This window comes from Enterobacter sp. UPMP701, assembly GCF_053709515.1.
In genome coordinates this window covers 112,728-126,808 of the sequence record NZ_JBSKJN010000002.1, presented here as the reverse complement: position 1 = coordinate 126,808, position 14,081 = coordinate 112,728, and the positions used below count along the sequence as shown (strand labels likewise).

At 55.0% G+C, this 14,081-nt stretch carries 11 protein-coding genes; 8 read left to right on the top strand and 3 right to left on the bottom strand.

What is annotated here, in order from left to right; all coding sequences use genetic code 11:
* Nucleotides 1-507: 507 nt before the first annotated feature.
* The 8 genes from sdhC to sucD all read left to right on the top strand — a co-directional run bounded on the left by sdhC (nucleotide 508) and on the right by sucD (nucleotide 10,180).
* Nucleotides 508-912, top strand: coding sequence for a succinate dehydrogenase cytochrome b556 subunit (sdhC, locus tag ACWKXT_RS06120; protein ID WP_165853329.1), 405 nt, complete (start codon nucleotides 508-510; stop codon nucleotides 910-912).
* Complete coding sequence (sdhD, locus tag ACWKXT_RS06115) at nucleotides 906-1,253, top strand: succinate dehydrogenase membrane anchor subunit (protein WP_008501088.1); 348 nt, start codon at nucleotides 906-908, stop codon at nucleotides 1,251-1,253. The genes sdhC and sdhD overlap by 7 nt, the downstream gene beginning before the upstream one ends.
* The gene (gene sdhA / locus ACWKXT_RS06110) at nucleotides 1,253-3,019 is read left to right on the top strand and encodes a succinate dehydrogenase flavoprotein subunit (protein WP_454531960.1); all 1,767 of its coding nucleotides are present in this window, start codon (nucleotides 1,253-1,255) and stop codon (nucleotides 3,017-3,019) included. Before sdhD ends, sdhA begins: the two co-directional genes overlap by 1 nt.
* A gap of 15 nt (nucleotides 3,020-3,034) precedes the next feature.
* Nucleotides 3,035-3,751: a succinate dehydrogenase iron-sulfur subunit SdhB gene (gene sdhB / locus ACWKXT_RS06105; RefSeq protein ID WP_008501090.1), complete on the top strand. Its 717-nt coding sequence runs from the start codon at nucleotides 3,035-3,037 to the stop codon at nucleotides 3,749-3,751.
* 265 nt (nucleotides 3,752-4,016) lie between these two features.
* Nucleotides 4,017-6,824: a 2-oxoglutarate dehydrogenase E1 component gene (sucA, locus tag ACWKXT_RS06100; protein ID WP_454528792.1), complete on the top strand. Its 2,808-nt coding sequence runs from the start codon at nucleotides 4,017-4,019 to the stop codon at nucleotides 6,822-6,824.
* 14 nt (nucleotides 6,825-6,838) lie between these two features.
* Nucleotides 6,839-8,059, top strand: coding sequence for a 2-oxoglutarate dehydrogenase complex dihydrolipoyllysine-residue succinyltransferase (gene odhB / locus ACWKXT_RS06095; RefSeq protein WP_080327873.1), 1,221 nt, complete (start codon nucleotides 6,839-6,841; stop codon nucleotides 8,057-8,059).
* An 85-nt stretch (nucleotides 8,060-8,144) separates the two neighbouring features.
* Nucleotides 8,145-9,311 (top strand): ADP-forming succinate--CoA ligase subunit beta, encoded by a 1,167-nt coding sequence (gene sucC / locus ACWKXT_RS06090; RefSeq protein ID WP_006809579.1) that lies wholly within the window; start codon nucleotides 8,145-8,147, stop codon nucleotides 9,309-9,311.
* The gene (sucD, locus tag ACWKXT_RS06085) at nucleotides 9,311-10,180 is read left to right on the top strand and encodes a succinate--CoA ligase subunit alpha (protein WP_008501094.1); all 870 of its coding nucleotides are present in this window, start codon (nucleotides 9,311-9,313) and stop codon (nucleotides 10,178-10,180) included. The genes sucC and sucD overlap by 1 nt, the downstream gene beginning before the upstream one ends.
* Before the next feature lie 86 nt (nucleotides 10,181-10,266).
* On the opposite strand, the gene ACWKXT_RS06080 is transcribed toward sucD, so the two are convergent.
* From ACWKXT_RS06080 to ACWKXT_RS06070, 3 genes are all read right to left on the bottom strand, one after another.
* A complete protein-coding gene (locus ACWKXT_RS06080; RefSeq protein ID WP_454531959.1) occupies nucleotides 10,267-11,040 on the bottom strand; it encodes a hypothetical protein in 774 nt (257 codons plus the stop codon).
* Nucleotides 11,041-11,053: 13 nt separating this feature from the next.
* A complete protein-coding gene (locus ACWKXT_RS06075) occupies nucleotides 11,054-11,977 on the bottom strand; it encodes a transporter (protein ID WP_454528794.1) in 924 nt (307 codons plus the stop codon).
* A gap of 63 nt (nucleotides 11,978-12,040) precedes the next feature.
* Nucleotides 12,041-13,996, bottom strand: a complete 1,956-nt coding sequence (locus ACWKXT_RS06070; protein WP_454531958.1) for an alkyl/aryl-sulfatase — start codon at nucleotides 13,994-13,996, stop codon at nucleotides 12,041-12,043.
* Nucleotides 13,997-14,081: the final 85 nt, after the last annotated feature.

The following is a 14,081-nucleotide window of genomic DNA, read 5'->3' as shown; positions in this document are numbered from 1 at the left end:
GGCGCCTTGCAGGTAAACGAATGAAATATCAGTGAAACAACAGCAAATCAGCGTTTTTGCAGTCCGAATTATTCAAACCTGTATATCACTAATAACTGTCCTGATAACTTCGGTCAATACCATCACACTGTTACATAACTATTTGTCAGGTGAAAGAGAGACCTCATAACTTTTGCGCATTATATGCCTTTTCTGATGACGTTTGTAACAATATTGTTTAACATTTGTCAAATCAGATGATTAAAAATTAAAAAGATGTTGTTATCGTGACCCTGATCACTGTTCCAGAGAAAACCCGACAAACTGTATGTAGGTTAATTGTAATGATTTTGTGAACGTCCTATACTGCCGCCAGGTCTCCGGAACACCCTGCAATCCCGAGCCACCCAGCGTTGTAATGTGTCGTTTAAGCATCTGGAAGCATTGTTTTGCATGACGCGCAGTTATAGAAAAGGAACGCTGCTTGACCCGCATCGCAGTCCGGAGGAAGGAAACAATAAGAACAGCATGTGGGCGTTATTCATGATAAGAAATGTGAAAAAACAAAGACCTGTCAATCTGGATCTGAAAACGATCCGGTTCCCCGTAACAGCAATAGCGTCCATTCTGCACCGTGTTTCAGGTGTAATTACGTTTGTGGCGGTCGGTATTCTGCTGTGGTTACTGGGCACCAGCCTCTCTTCCCCTGAAGGATTCCTCCAGGCCTCTGCCATCATGAACAGCTTCTTCGTGAAATTTATCATGTGGGGCATTCTCACCGCGCTGGCCTATCACGTTGTTGGCGGCGTACGCCACATGCTGATGGACTTTGGCTATCTGGAAGAGACTTTCGAGGCCGGGAAACGCTCCGCTAACATTTCATTTGTGATTACTGTCGTGCTTTCACTTCTCGCAGGAGTTCTCGTATGGTAAGCAACGCCTCCGCATTAGGACGCAACGGCGTACATGACTTCATTCTTGTCCGTGCTACCGCTATCGTTCTCACCCTTTACATCATCTATATGATCGGTTTCTTCGCGACCAGCGGCACGCTGACGTGGGAAATCTGGAGTGGGTTCTTCGGATCCGCCTTCACCAAAGTGTTCACCCTGCTGGCTCTGTTCTCCATCCTTATTCATGCGTGGATTGGCATGTGGCAGGTGTTGACCGATTACGTTAAACCGCTGGCGATTCGCCTCCCACTGCAGCTGGCCATTGTTGTTGCACTGGTGGTTTACGTTATTTATGGATTCGTTGTGGTGTGGGGTGTGTAATGAAACTGCCAGTCAGAGAATTTGATGCTGTTGTAATTGGTGCCGGTGGCGCAGGTATGCGTGCCGCACTGCAAATTTCCCAGAGCGGCCAGACCTGTGCGCTGCTCTCTAAAGTTTTCCCGACCCGTTCCCACACTGTGTCTGCGCAGGGCGGTATCACCGTTGCGCTGGGTAACTCCCATGAAGATAACTGGGAATGGCACATGTATGACACGGTAAAAGGTTCCGACTACATCGGTGACCAGGACGCCATCGAATATATGTGTAAAACCGGCCCGGAAGCGATTCTGGAGCTGGATCATATGGGTCTGCCATTCTCCCGTCTGGAAAATGGCACCATCTATCAGCGTCCGTTTGGCGGCCAGTCGAAAAACTTCGGCGGCGAGCAGGCGGCACGTACTGCGGCAGCGGCTGACCGTACTGGTCACGCGCTGCTGCACACGCTCTATCAGCAGAACCTGAAAAACCACACCACCATCTTCTCCGAGTGGTATGCGCTGGATCTGGTGAAAAACGCCGATGGCGCAATCGTCGGTTGTACCGCGCTGTGCATCGAAACCGGTGAAGTGGTTTACTTCAAAGCCCGCGCGACCGTGCTGGCGACCGGCGGCGCAGGCCGTATTTACCAGTCCACCACCAACGCCCACATCAACACCGGTGACGGTGTCGGTATGGCTATCCGCGCGGGCGTACCGGTGCAGGATATGGAGATGTGGCAGTTCCACCCAACCGGTATCGCCGGCGCGGGTGTTCTGGTGACGGAAGGCTGCCGTGGTGAAGGTGGCTACCTGCTGAACAAACACGGCGAGCGCTTCATGGAGCGTTATGCCCCGAATGCGAAAGACCTGGCGGGTCGTGACGTGGTGGCGCGTTCCATCATGGTCGAAATCCGTGAAGGCCGCGGCTGTGACGGCCCATGGGGTCCACACGCGAAGCTGAAGCTCGACCATCTGGGTAAAGAAGTGCTGGAATCCCGTCTGCCGGGCATTCTGGAGCTGTCCCGCACCTTCGCGCACGTCGACCCGGTGAAAGAGCCGATTCCGGTTATCCCTACCTGCCACTACATGATGGGCGGTATTCCGACCAAAGTGACCGGTCAGGCGCTGACCGTGAACGAGCAGGGCGAAGACGTGGTCATTCCTGGCCTGTTCGCGGTGGGCGAAATTGCCTGCGTATCCGTACACGGCGCAAACCGTCTGGGCGGCAACTCCCTGCTGGACCTGGTGGTGTTTGGTCGTGCGGTGGGTCTGCATCTGCAGGAATCCATAGCCGAGCAGGGCGCGCTGCGTGATGCGACCGACGACGAAATCGATGCCTCTCTTGAGCGCCTCAACCGCTGGAACGGTAACCGTAACGGCGAAGACCCGGTGGAAATCCGTAAAGCGCTGCAGGAGTGCATGCAGCACAACTTCTCGGTATTCCGCGAAGGCGACGCGATGGCCAAAGGGCTTGAGCAGCTGAAAGCGATCCGCGAGCGTCTGAAAAATGCCCGTCTGGACGATACCTCCAGCGAGTTCAACACCCAGCGCGTTGAGTGCCTGGAACTGGATAACCTGATGGAAACCGCGTTCGCGACCGCGATGTCGGCAAACTTCCGTACCGAAAGCCGTGGCGCGCATAGCCGCTTCGACTTCCCGGATCGTGATGACGAAAACTGGCTGTGCCATTCCCTGTATCTGCCAGAGTCGGAAACCATGACGCGTCGTAGCGTCAATATGGAACCGAAACTGCGTCCGGCGTTCCCGCCGAAGATTCGTACTTACTAATGCGGAGACAGGATAATGAAACTCGAATTCTCAGTTTATCGTTATAACCCGGATGTAGACGATGCTCCGCGTATGCAGGATTACACCCTCGAAGCGGAAGAAGGTCGTGACATGATGCTGCTGGATGCCTTAATCCAGCTGAAAGAAAAAGATCCTACGCTGTCGTTCCGCCGCTCCTGCCGTGAAGGGGTTTGTGGCTCTGACGGTGTGAACATGAACGGCAAAAACGGTCTGGCCTGCATCACGCCAATTTCAGCGTTGCAGCGTCCTGGCCAGAAAATTGTTATCCGTCCTCTGCCAGGCCTGCCGGTCGTGCGTGATTTGGTGGTAGACATGGGGCAATTCTATGCACAATATGAGAAGATTAAGCCTTACTTATTGAATAATGGGCAAAATCCACCCGCTCGCGAGCACTTACAGTCTCCTGAGCAGCGTGAAAAACTCGATGGGTTGTACGAGTGTATTCTCTGCGCATGCTGTTCAACGTCCTGCCCGTCGTTCTGGTGGAACCCGGACAAGTTTATCGGCCCGGCCGGTCTGCTGGCTGCCTATCGCTTCCTGATCGACAGCCGCGACACCGAAACCGACAGCCGTCTGGAAGGACTGAGTGACGCTTTCAGCGTATTCCGCTGCCATAGCATCATGAACTGCGTCAGTGTGTGTCCGAAGGGGCTGAACCCGACGCGCGCCATCGGCCATATTAAGTCGATGCTGCTGCAGCGCAGTGCGTAAGTAGTGAGAGGGGAGCGCTGTTCCCCTCACCCTAACCCTCTCCCAAAGGGAGAGGGAACAGATTGCAGGAAATCTTTAAAAACTGCCGACGACCTTCCCCCTCTCCCTGTGGGAGAGGGTCGGGGTGAGGGGAAACCCTTAAGACAGTTTCTAAAGGTTCCTTCGCGGGCCACAAAGAGCTCGCAGGTGAACCCCGGCACGTACACGTGGTGTGCGTGGTAGTTTCTACGGCGAAAGTAAGCATAAAAATGCTTAAGGGATCACGATGCAGAACGGCGCAATGAAAGCCTGGCTGGACTCTTCTTACCTCTCTGGTGCGAACCAGAGCTGGATAGAACAGCTCTATGAAGACTTCTTAACCGATCCTGACTCAGTGGACGCAAACTGGCGTTCCATGTTCCAGCAGTTGCCTGGCACAGGGGTCAAACCGGATCAATTCCATTCCAAAACACGTGATTATTTCCGTCGTCTGGCGAAGGATGCCTCACGTTACTCTTCTGCGATTTCCGACCCTGACACCAATGCGAAGCAGGTTAAAGTCCTGCAGCTCATCAACGCTTATCGCTTCCGTGGTCACCAGCATGCGAATCTCGATCCGCTGGGACTGTGGCAGCAGGAACGTGTGGCCGATCTCGATCCGGCGTATCACGATCTGACCGAGGCCGATTTCCAGGAAAGCTTTAACGTAGGTTCCTTTGCCATCGGCAAAGACACGATGAAGCTGGGCGATCTGATTGACGCGCTCAAGCAAACCTACTGCGGCTCCATCGGCGCGGAATACATGCACATTACCTCTACCGAAGAGAAACGCTGGATCCAGCAGCGTATCGAATCTGTAGCGGGCCACGCGACCTTCTCGGCCGACGAGAAGAAACGCTTCCTGAACGAACTGACCGCAGCGGAAGGCCTTGAGCGCTATCTGGGCGCGAAATTCCCGGGCGCAAAACGCTTCTCGCTGGAAGGCGGTGACGCACTGGTGCCGATGCTGAAAGAGCTGATTCGTCACGCAGGCAAGAGCGGTACCCGTGAAGTGGTACTGGGCATGGCGCACCGTGGTCGTCTGAACGTGCTGGTCAACGTGCTGGGTAAAAAACCGCAGGACCTGTTCGACGAATTCGCAGGCAAACATAAAGAACACCTCGGCACCGGCGACGTGAAGTACCACATGGGCTTCTCGTCGGATATCGAAACCGAAGGCGGTCTGGTTCACCTGGCGCTGGCGTTTAACCCGTCACACCTGGAAATCGTCAGCCCGGTGGTTATCGGCTCCGTGCGCGCGCGTCTGGATCGTCTGGACGAGCCAAGCAGCAACAAAGTGCTGCCAATCACCATTCACGGTGATGCGGCGGTCACAGGGCAGGGCGTGGTTCAGGAAACCCTGAACATGTCGAAAGCGCGTGGTTATGAAGTGGGCGGTACCGTTCGCATCGTAATTAACAACCAGGTGGGCTTCACCACCTCTAACCCGCTGGATGCGCGTTCTACCCCGTACTGCACCGACATCGGTAAGATGGTACAGGCGCCGATCTTCCACGTTAACGCGGATGACCCTGAAGCCGTTGCGTTCGTTACCCGTCTGGCGCTGGACTTCCGTAACACCTTTAAACGTGATGTGTTCATTGACCTCTTCTGCTACCGCCGTCACGGCCACAACGAAGCGGATGAGCCAAGTGCAACCCAGCCGTTGATGTACCAGAAAATCAAAAAACACCCGACGCCACGCAAAATCTATGCTGACAAGCTGGAAAGCGAAAAAGTGGCGACGCTGGAAGATGCGACCGAAATGGTCAACCTCTACCGCGACGCGCTGGACGCGGGTGAATGCGTAGTGAAAGAGCTGCGTCCAATGAACATGCACTCCTTTACCTGGTCGCCGTACCTCAACCACGAGTGGGATGAGAGCTACCCGAACAAGGTTGAGATGAAGCGCCTGCAGGAGCTGGCTAAACGCATCAGCACCGTGCCGGACGCTATCGAGATGCAGTCTCGCGTGGCGAAAATCTACGCTGACCGCCAGTCTATGGCGGCAGGCGAGAAGCTGTTCGACTGGGGCGGCGCAGAAACGCTGGCTTACGCAACGCTGGTTGACGAAGGTATTCCTGTTCGTCTGTCCGGTGAAGATGCGGGCCGTGGCACCTTCTTCCACCGTCACGCGGTTGTTCACAACCAGTCTAACGGTTCAACCTACACCCCGCTGCAGCACGTGCATAACGGTCAGGGCCAGTTCAAGGTCTGGGACTCCGTGCTGTCTGAAGAAGCGGTCCTGGCCTTCGAATACGGTTACGCCACGGCAGAACCTCGCACCCTGACCATCTGGGAAGCGCAGTTCGGTGACTTCGCCAACGGCGCGCAGGTGGTTATCGACCAGTTCATCTCCTCCGGTGAGCAGAAGTGGGGCCGTATGTGTGGCCTGGTGATGCTCCTGCCGCACGGTTATGAAGGACAGGGTCCGGAGCACTCCTCCGCGCGTCTGGAACGTTATCTGCAGCTCTGCGCCGAGCAGAACATGCAGGTTTGCGTGCCGTCCACCCCGGCTCAGGTGTACCACATGCTGCGTCGTCAGGCGCTGCGCGGTATGCGTCGTCCTTTGGTAGTGATGTCGCCGAAATCCCTGCTGCGTCATCCGCTGGCGGTGTCCAGCCTGGAAGAGCTGGCGAACGGCACCTTCCTGCCGGCCATCGGTGAAATTGACGAGCTGGATCCGCAGGCCGTGAAGCGTGTGGTGATGTGTTCTGGTAAGGTTTATTACGACCTGCTGGAACAGCGCCGCAAGAACGATCAGAAAGATGTCGCCATCGTGCGTATCGAACAGCTTTATCCGTTCCCGCATCAGGCGATGCAGGAAGTGCTGAAACAGTACGCTCACGTACATGATTTTGTCTGGTGCCAGGAAGAGCCGCTCAACCAGGGCGCATGGTACTGCAGCCAGCATCATTTCCGTGAAGTGATTCCATTTGGGTCAGCCCTGCGCTATGCAGGTCGCCCGGCCTCCGCCTCTCCGGCGGTAGGGTATATGTCCGTTCACCAGAAGCAGCAACAAGATCTGGTCAATGACGCGCTGAACGTCGATTAATTAAAGGATACAAAATGAGTAGCGTAGATATTCTTGTTCCCGACCTGCCTGAATCCGTAGCAGATGCGACCGTCGCTACCTGGCACAAAAAACCAGGCGATGCCGTTAAGCGCGATGAAGTGCTGGTAGAAATCGAAACTGACAAAGTGGTACTGGAAGTACCGGCTTCGGCGGATGGCGTTCTGGACGCGGTGCTGGAAGATGAAGGTACCACCGTCACCTCTCGTCAGATCCTGGGTCGCCTGCGTGAAGGCAACAGCGCGGGCAAAGAGTCCAGCGCGAAATCTGAAGAGAAAGCCTCTACGCCGGCTCAGCGCCAGCAGGCTTCTCTGGAAGAACAGTCTAACGACGCCCTCAGCCCGGCGATCCGTCGCCTGCTGGCTGAACACAGCCTTGACCCGGCAGCCATCAAAGGCACCGGTGTGGGCGGTCGTCTGACCCGCGAAGACATCGACAAACACCTGGCGAAAGCGCCTGCTCAGGCAGAAGCGAAAGCCCCTGCGGCAGCACCAGCAGCTCAGCCTGCTCTGGGTGCCCGCAGCGAAAAACGCGTACCAATGACGCGCCTGCGTAAGCGTGTGGCCGAGCGTCTGCTGGAAGCGAAAAACTCCACCGCGATGCTGACCACCTTCAACGAAGTGAACATGAAGCCAATCATGGACCTGCGTAAGCAGTACGGTGACGCGTTTGAAAAACGTCACGGTATCCGTCTGGGCTTTATGTCCTTCTACGTGAAGGCGGTGGTTGAAGCGCTGAAACGCTACCCGGAAGTGAACGCGTCCATCGATGGCGATGACGTGGTTTACCACAACTACTTCGACGTCAGCATGGCGGTTTCTACCCCACGCGGCCTGGTGACCCCAGTTCTGCGTGATGTGGACACCCTGGGCATGGCTGATATCGAGAAAAAAATCAAAGAGCTGGCCGTGAAAGGCCGCGACGGCAAGCTGACCGTAGACGACCTGACCGGTGGTAACTTCACCATTACCAACGGCGGCGTATTCGGTTCGCTGATGTCTACCCCGATCATTAACCCGCCGCAGAGCGCGATCCTGGGTATGCATGCCATTAAAGATCGTCCGATGGCGGTTGACGGTAAAGTGGAGATCCTGCCAATGATGTACCTGGCGCTCTCTTACGATCACCGCCTGATCGACGGCCGCGAGTCCGTAGGCTTCCTGGTTGCTATTAAAGAGCTGCTGGAAGATCCAACGCGTCTGCTGCTGGACGTCTAGTTTTTGCAGTCTTGCCCGGCGGCGCGTTGCTTGCCGGGCCTACAAAAGCACTACCTAACGATTACCTGAAGGATGGATAGAACACATGAACTTACATGAATATCAGGCCAAACAGCTGTTTGCCCGGTATGGCTTACCGGCTCCGGTGGGTTATGCCTGTACTACCCCGCGTGAAGCAGAAGAAGCCGCATCTAAAATCGGTTCCGGCCCGTGGGTAGTTAAGTGTCAGGTTCACGCTGGTGGCCGTGGTAAAGCGGGCGGTGTGAAGGTTGTTAAGAGCAAAGAAGAAATTCGTGCGTTTGCTGAACATTGGCTCGGCAAGCGTCTGGTAACCTACCAGACAGATGCGAACGGCCAGCCGGTTAACCAGATCCTGGTGGAAGCGGCGACCGACATCGCGAAAGAACTGTACCTGGGCGCGGTTGTAGACCGTAGCTCCCGTCGCGTGGTGTTCATGGCGTCTACCGAAGGCGGCGTGGAAATCGAAAAAGTGGCGGAAGAAACCCCGCACCTGATCCACAAAGTAGCTATCGATCCGCTGGCGGGCCCAATGCCTTACCAGGGGCGCGAACTGGCGTTCAAACTGGGCCTGGAAGGTAAACTGGTTCAGCAGTTCACCAAGATCTTCATGGGGCTGGCGACTATCTTCCTGGAGCGCGATCTGGCGCTGATCGAGATCAACCCGCTGGTGATCACCACTCAGGGCGACCTGATCTGCCTCGACGGCAAGCTGGGCGCTGACGGCAACGCGCTGTTCCGCCAGCCGGATCTGCGTGAAATGCGCGACCAGTCTCAGGAAGACCCGCGTGAAGCGCAGGCTGCGCAGTGGGAACTGAACTACGTCGCGCTGGATGGCAACATCGGCTGCATGGTTAACGGTGCGGGCCTGGCAATGGGCACCATGGACATCGTTAAGCTGCACGGTGGTGAGCCAGCAAACTTCCTCGACGTGGGCGGTGGCGCAACCAAAGAGCGCGTAACCGAAGCGTTTAAAATCATCCTCTCTGACGACAACGTTAAAGCGGTACTGGTTAACATCTTCGGCGGCATCGTCCGCTGTGACCTGATTGCTGACGGTATCATCGGTGCGGTAGAAGAAGTGGGTGTTAACGTTCCGGTTGTTGTACGTCTGGAAGGTAACAACGCTGAACTCGGCGCGAAAAAACTGGCTGACAGCGGCCTGAATATTATTGCAGCGAAAAGTCTGACGGATGCAGCTCAGCAGGTTGTTGCCGCAGTGGAGGGGAAATAATGTCAGTTTTAATTAATAAAGATACCAAGGTTATCTGCCAGGGCTTCACCGGTAGCCAGGGGACTTTCCACTCCGAACAGGCGATTGCCTACGGCACGCAGATGGTTGGCGGCGTAACGCCAGGTAAAGGCGGCACCACGCATCTGGGCCTGCCGGTGTTCAACACCGTGCGTGAAGCGGTAGAAGCGACGGGCGCAACCGCGACCGTGATCTACGTTCCGGCACCGTTCTGCAAAGACTCCATTCTGGAAGCGATCGACGCAGGCATCAAACTGATCATCACCATCACCGAAGGTATCCCGACGCTGGATATGCTGACCGTGAAGGTGAAGCTGGATGAAGCAGGTGTGCGCATGATCGGCCCGAACTGTCCAGGCGTAATCACCCCGGGCGAATGCAAAATCGGCATCATGCCGGGGCACATTCACAAGCCGGGTAAAGTGGGCATCGTTTCCCGTTCCGGCACCCTGACCTATGAAGCGGTTAAGCAGACCACCGATTACGGTTTCGGCCAGTCCACCTGCGTGGGCATCGGCGGTGACCCGATCCCAGGCTCTAACTTCATCGACATCCTGAAGCTGTTCCAGGAAGATCCACAGACCGAAGCGATCGTGATGATCGGTGAGATCGGTGGTAGCGCGGAAGAAGAAGCGGCTGCTTACATCAAAGAACACGTAACCAAGCCGGTTGTGGGCTACATCGCGGGTGTGACCGCGCCGAAAGGCAAGCGTATGGGTCACGCAGGCGCGATCATCGCTGGCGGTAAAGGTACGGCTGATGAGAAATTCGCAGCGCTGGAAGCCGCAGGCGTGAAAACCGTTCGCAGCCTGGCGGATATCGGCGAAGCACTGAAATCCATCATTAAGTAAGTCCTCTCTGCTCCCCGAACGGGGAGCGTTGAAGTATAAAAAAATGTCCGTTTCGACATGGTTGGCCGCTGTAAAGCGGCCTTTTTTTACATTGTGATACTGACACCGGCGAACAGGGTGAACTCCGGTAAATAGTCCCCTTTATGTGCCACGGTCCATTGCGGCTCTACAAAAGTGCTCATGACTTTATCGCCCATTGCCCAGGCACGTCCGCCGCCAAAGCCGAGTGGGATGTAATAATCATCATTTTTCATATTCAAGGTCCAGATGCCGGAGGTGCGTAAATACCAGCCTTTTGGCAACTTATAGACCACGATGGGCTGAAACGTACCCGTTTCTACGTCATCGCGTTCGCCATCCCCCGCAAAACTTGTTTGCCACTGCACCAGCGTGCCCGCCATCCATCTGGGGCTGGATTTGATGGCGATAGCGGATAACCCCGCCTGCCATTTGCCGCTTCCCAGTTCGTCTTCCGAGGCGGAAGAGGCCGTGATTAGCGGTCCGACGCCGATTTTAACCCCGTCCTGTTTAAGCAGAAAAATATCGAACAGATTGATATCACCTAACCCGGTGCTGTAGCCGCTGCCGGGCTGGGGGCGGGTAGCGAGCGGGGCGGTTATGCGCAGAATCTGCGGCACAGGCACCCAGTCGTTAGCGGCAATCGGCACGGTTGCGCGCATCAGCGTATCGTTGGTGTGCTGATCGCTACCGTAAAGCGCCGGGGTGTAATAGTCCTGAAGCGCGATTGAAGTGGAAAGATGCAGCGGATTGGTGGCTTTTTCTACTGCATCCGTCTCTTCCGCCAGGCCCAGTACTGGCAACGCGCCCAGTAGCGCGATAAACAATGTCATACAGCGCATTGACGTCGTCTCCTTACCAGAAATACTGAAGCCTGAAGGTCCACGTTGTGATGTCAGGTGAGGCATCCCGGTGTTTGGCTGTATCGGTGTAAGCGACCATTCCACCAAAGTGCGGGCTCAGCATAAAGCCGACGGAGCCGCCCAGCAGCACGTTTTCCTGCTCATCGTCCTGTAACTGACCATCAACGCGTGTTTCACCTCCTTTTGCCCAGCTTCCGTCTAATGCCAGCCACAGCGCGGGGGAAAGGGTATAGCTCCAGTGGCCTTCCAGCGTATAGAGCGGGCGCTGCTCAAGGCGGCTGTTTTGCTGATAGTCTTTATTGTCGGTGTAAAAACTTACCCAGCTGTTAAGCTCCAGCCAGGTTGGGCCAAGGGGCAAGCCAAACGCCAGTTCGGGTTTAAACGACCAGCGGTTCGCGCCGATATTGATCGTATTACTGCTGTCGTAGTCACCGGTCGGTAACGTGAGCCACATGGCGGCGCTGAGAAACATTTCAGGCTGCCAGCGGCGAAACTCTTCTTCACTTAGCGCGGGGGCACCAAACAGGTTATGGGCAAAAATAACCTGCGTATCGCCGAGATTTTCATGGCTCAGCGATCCGGTGAAATACCGGGCGTTATCGAGTGAGGCCGTCACGCTGGCGTAAGGTTGAATGATTTGTATCGCCGATATTCGCCCGTCAATATCAAAAGAGCGGGCAAAGCGCAGCAGGTAGAGATCGGCATCGACGCTCGCGCCGTCCACGGGCAGGGCGCTGTCAATGGATGTGTTGGTATGAATATTACTGTAGTAACCGAAAATCAGGTTTTTATCTTTTGGCATGTTTTGCCAGTCGCGGGCATTATCGGCGCGCACATAGACCGGCAATAAGACGAGCAGCATTCCCACTATCAAAACTATAATGGCGACCAAAAGGTTACGCTCAGAGCTTCGCATAAAGCCCTCCTGTTATTTTTAGGCGCAGGGCTCCCGCCCGCTCAAGCCGGGAGCCGTCAGAGTTTAAGGGGTGACGATATTGAACATCGGCGGGAAGACATCCAGTAGCCCGAGTAATTCGTCCAGTTTCTGCGGGTTACCCTTTAGAGATACCGTGCCATCGCCCAGGATTTTATCCACGGGGGCGCTGTGGCTTATCAGCCGCGCCACGTCGACGACATTGGCTTTGAGGCTGAATGCCGCATCGGTAAACGGTAGCCCTTTGTGATAGATAATCACGCTGTTATTGAGCTCCACGCCATAGGTGTCGCCCTCTGGCAGCGTCCAGTTGAAACGAAGGGTTTTGCCGTCCGCTTTCGGGCCGTTTAACGTCACGCCCATATAATCAAGCAGGGTTTCAGGCTCGATACTGGCGGTTAAATCGCTATCCAGCGTACTGGCGACCGGCAGGACAGGAACGCCATCACGAAGCTCCTTCGCTCCGCTGAGATATTCGTTGCGCCAGATGGCGTTTTCGCTTTGATAGCCCAGCTGCGTAAAGATTTCCGCCTGCAGATCTTTCGCCTGCTTGTTACCAGGATTAGCGAAAATAAGATGATTGAGCAGCTGCGCCGCCCAGCGATAATTCCCGCTGTCCGCCGCCTGTTTTGCCTGCTCATAAACTTTCTTCTCGCCCCCCATCAGGCGAACATATCTCGGGGCGGCCTCTTTCTCCGGAAGTGGGTTCAAATTAGCAGGGTTGCTGTCGTACCAGCCCATGTAAAACATATACATTGCTTTGGCGTTATGGCTGAGCGAGCCGTAGTAGCCCCGGTTGAACCAGCGTTTACCGATGCTGTCTGGCAGGGTAAGTTTTTCAGCCACTTCATCCATGCTGTAGCCTTTGTTGATGAGGTTCAGCGACTGGTCGTTGATATATTTGTACATGTCGCGTTGAGAGGCGATGTAATCTTTCACCCGCGCATTATCCCAGACCGGCCACAGATGCTGGCTGAGCGCGATCTCCGCCTGATCGCCATATTTAATCAGCGCTTTATCCAGCGCTTTCCACCAGTTAACGGCGCTGCGGGCTTTCGCACCGCGCAGGGTATACAGGTTATGCATCGTGGCGTTGAAGAGTTCGGAGCCATCAAACATTTTGAACTGTGGGAACCACATCATCATTTCTGATGGCGCTTCTGCGCCCGGCGCGAGCATAAAATTCACTTCAACGCCGTCAATTTTTTCGCGCTGCTCAGGCTGGCTAATGATATTGGTGGGGGTGATGAGCGTGTGTTTGCTGGTGGCGATAGTTTTACCGATCCCATCGTCCACCTGGCCCACCGCGCTGGGTTTTACCATCATCGCGTACATATAAAGCGCGCGACGACTCATCGCGTTACCGGCCAGGAGGTTTTCGCTGGCGGCTTCTTCCATAAATCCTTCCGGCGCGTATATTTTGACTTTGCCGCTTTTCACATCCGTTTCGGACACTACGCCTTTGACGCCGCCAAAGTGGTCGAGGTGGCTATGGGAATAAATCACCGCGACAACCGGCTTTTTGGGCCGATGCTGATAATAAAGTTCCAGCCCGGCACGCGCTGACTCGGGAATAACCAGTGGGTCGATGATAATTAATCCGCTATCGCCTTCTATGATGGTCATGTTTGAAACGTCGATACCGCGTATTTGATATACGCGATCGGTCACTTTAAAGAGACCGTTAATATTATTCAGCTGAGCATGACGCCAGAGGGAAGGGTTAACGGTATCGGGCGCTTCACCTTTTAAAAATGACCAGTTTTCAAGGTTAACAACAGTTTTGCCATTATCGTTTTTTATGACCGAAGGATCGATGGTGGCGATAAATCCACGTTTTGCATCGTCGATATCGCGCTTGTCATTGAAATTGAGCTTCTGATACATCGCCGCGTTATATTCACGGGTGTAAGCAGAGGCGGAGGGGGCGACGCTGCTTGTGGAGGCCTGCGCAGATGCCGCCAGGGTGAGCACGAGGAAAGCAATTTTCTTGAGTTTCATAACCTGAATCCCTTTGTGTATAAGACCACGCCGAGAATGAGGCATAACGAAACCGGAAAAGAGAAATTATATCCGCGAGTAGTAT

Bases quoted from the DNA above. Each gene is read 5' to 3' on its own strand.
- sdhC (WP_165853329.1), top strand. From the start codon at position 508: ATGTGGGCGTTATTCATGATAAGAAATGTGAAAAAACAAAGACCTGTC.
- sdhD (WP_008501088.1), top strand. From the start codon at position 906: ATGGTAAGCAACGCCTCCGCATTAGGACGCAACGGCGTACATGACTTC.
- sdhA (WP_454531960.1), top strand. From the start codon at position 1,253: ATGAAACTGCCAGTCAGAGAATTTGATGCTGTTGTAATTGGTGCCGGT.
- sdhB (WP_008501090.1), top strand. From the start codon at position 3,035: ATGAAACTCGAATTCTCAGTTTATCGTTATAACCCGGATGTAGACGAT.
- sucA (WP_454528792.1), top strand. From the start codon at position 4,017: ATGCAGAACGGCGCAATGAAAGCCTGGCTGGACTCTTCTTACCTCTCT.
- odhB (WP_080327873.1), top strand. From the start codon at position 6,839: ATGAGTAGCGTAGATATTCTTGTTCCCGACCTGCCTGAATCCGTAGCA.
- sucC (WP_006809579.1), top strand. From the start codon at position 8,145: ATGAACTTACATGAATATCAGGCCAAACAGCTGTTTGCCCGGTATGGC.
- sucD (WP_008501094.1), top strand. From the start codon at position 9,311: ATGTCAGTTTTAATTAATAAAGATACCAAGGTTATCTGCCAGGGCTTC.
- ACWKXT_RS06080 (WP_454531959.1), bottom strand. From the start codon at position 11,040: ATGCGCTGTATGACATTGTTTATCGCGCTACTGGGCGCGTTGCCAGTA.
- ACWKXT_RS06075 (WP_454528794.1), bottom strand. From the start codon at position 11,977: ATGCGAAGCTCTGAGCGTAACCTTTTGGTCGCCATTATAGTTTTGATA.
- ACWKXT_RS06070 (WP_454531958.1), bottom strand. From the start codon at position 13,996: ATGAAACTCAAGAAAATTGCTTTCCTCGTGCTCACCCTGGCGGCATCT.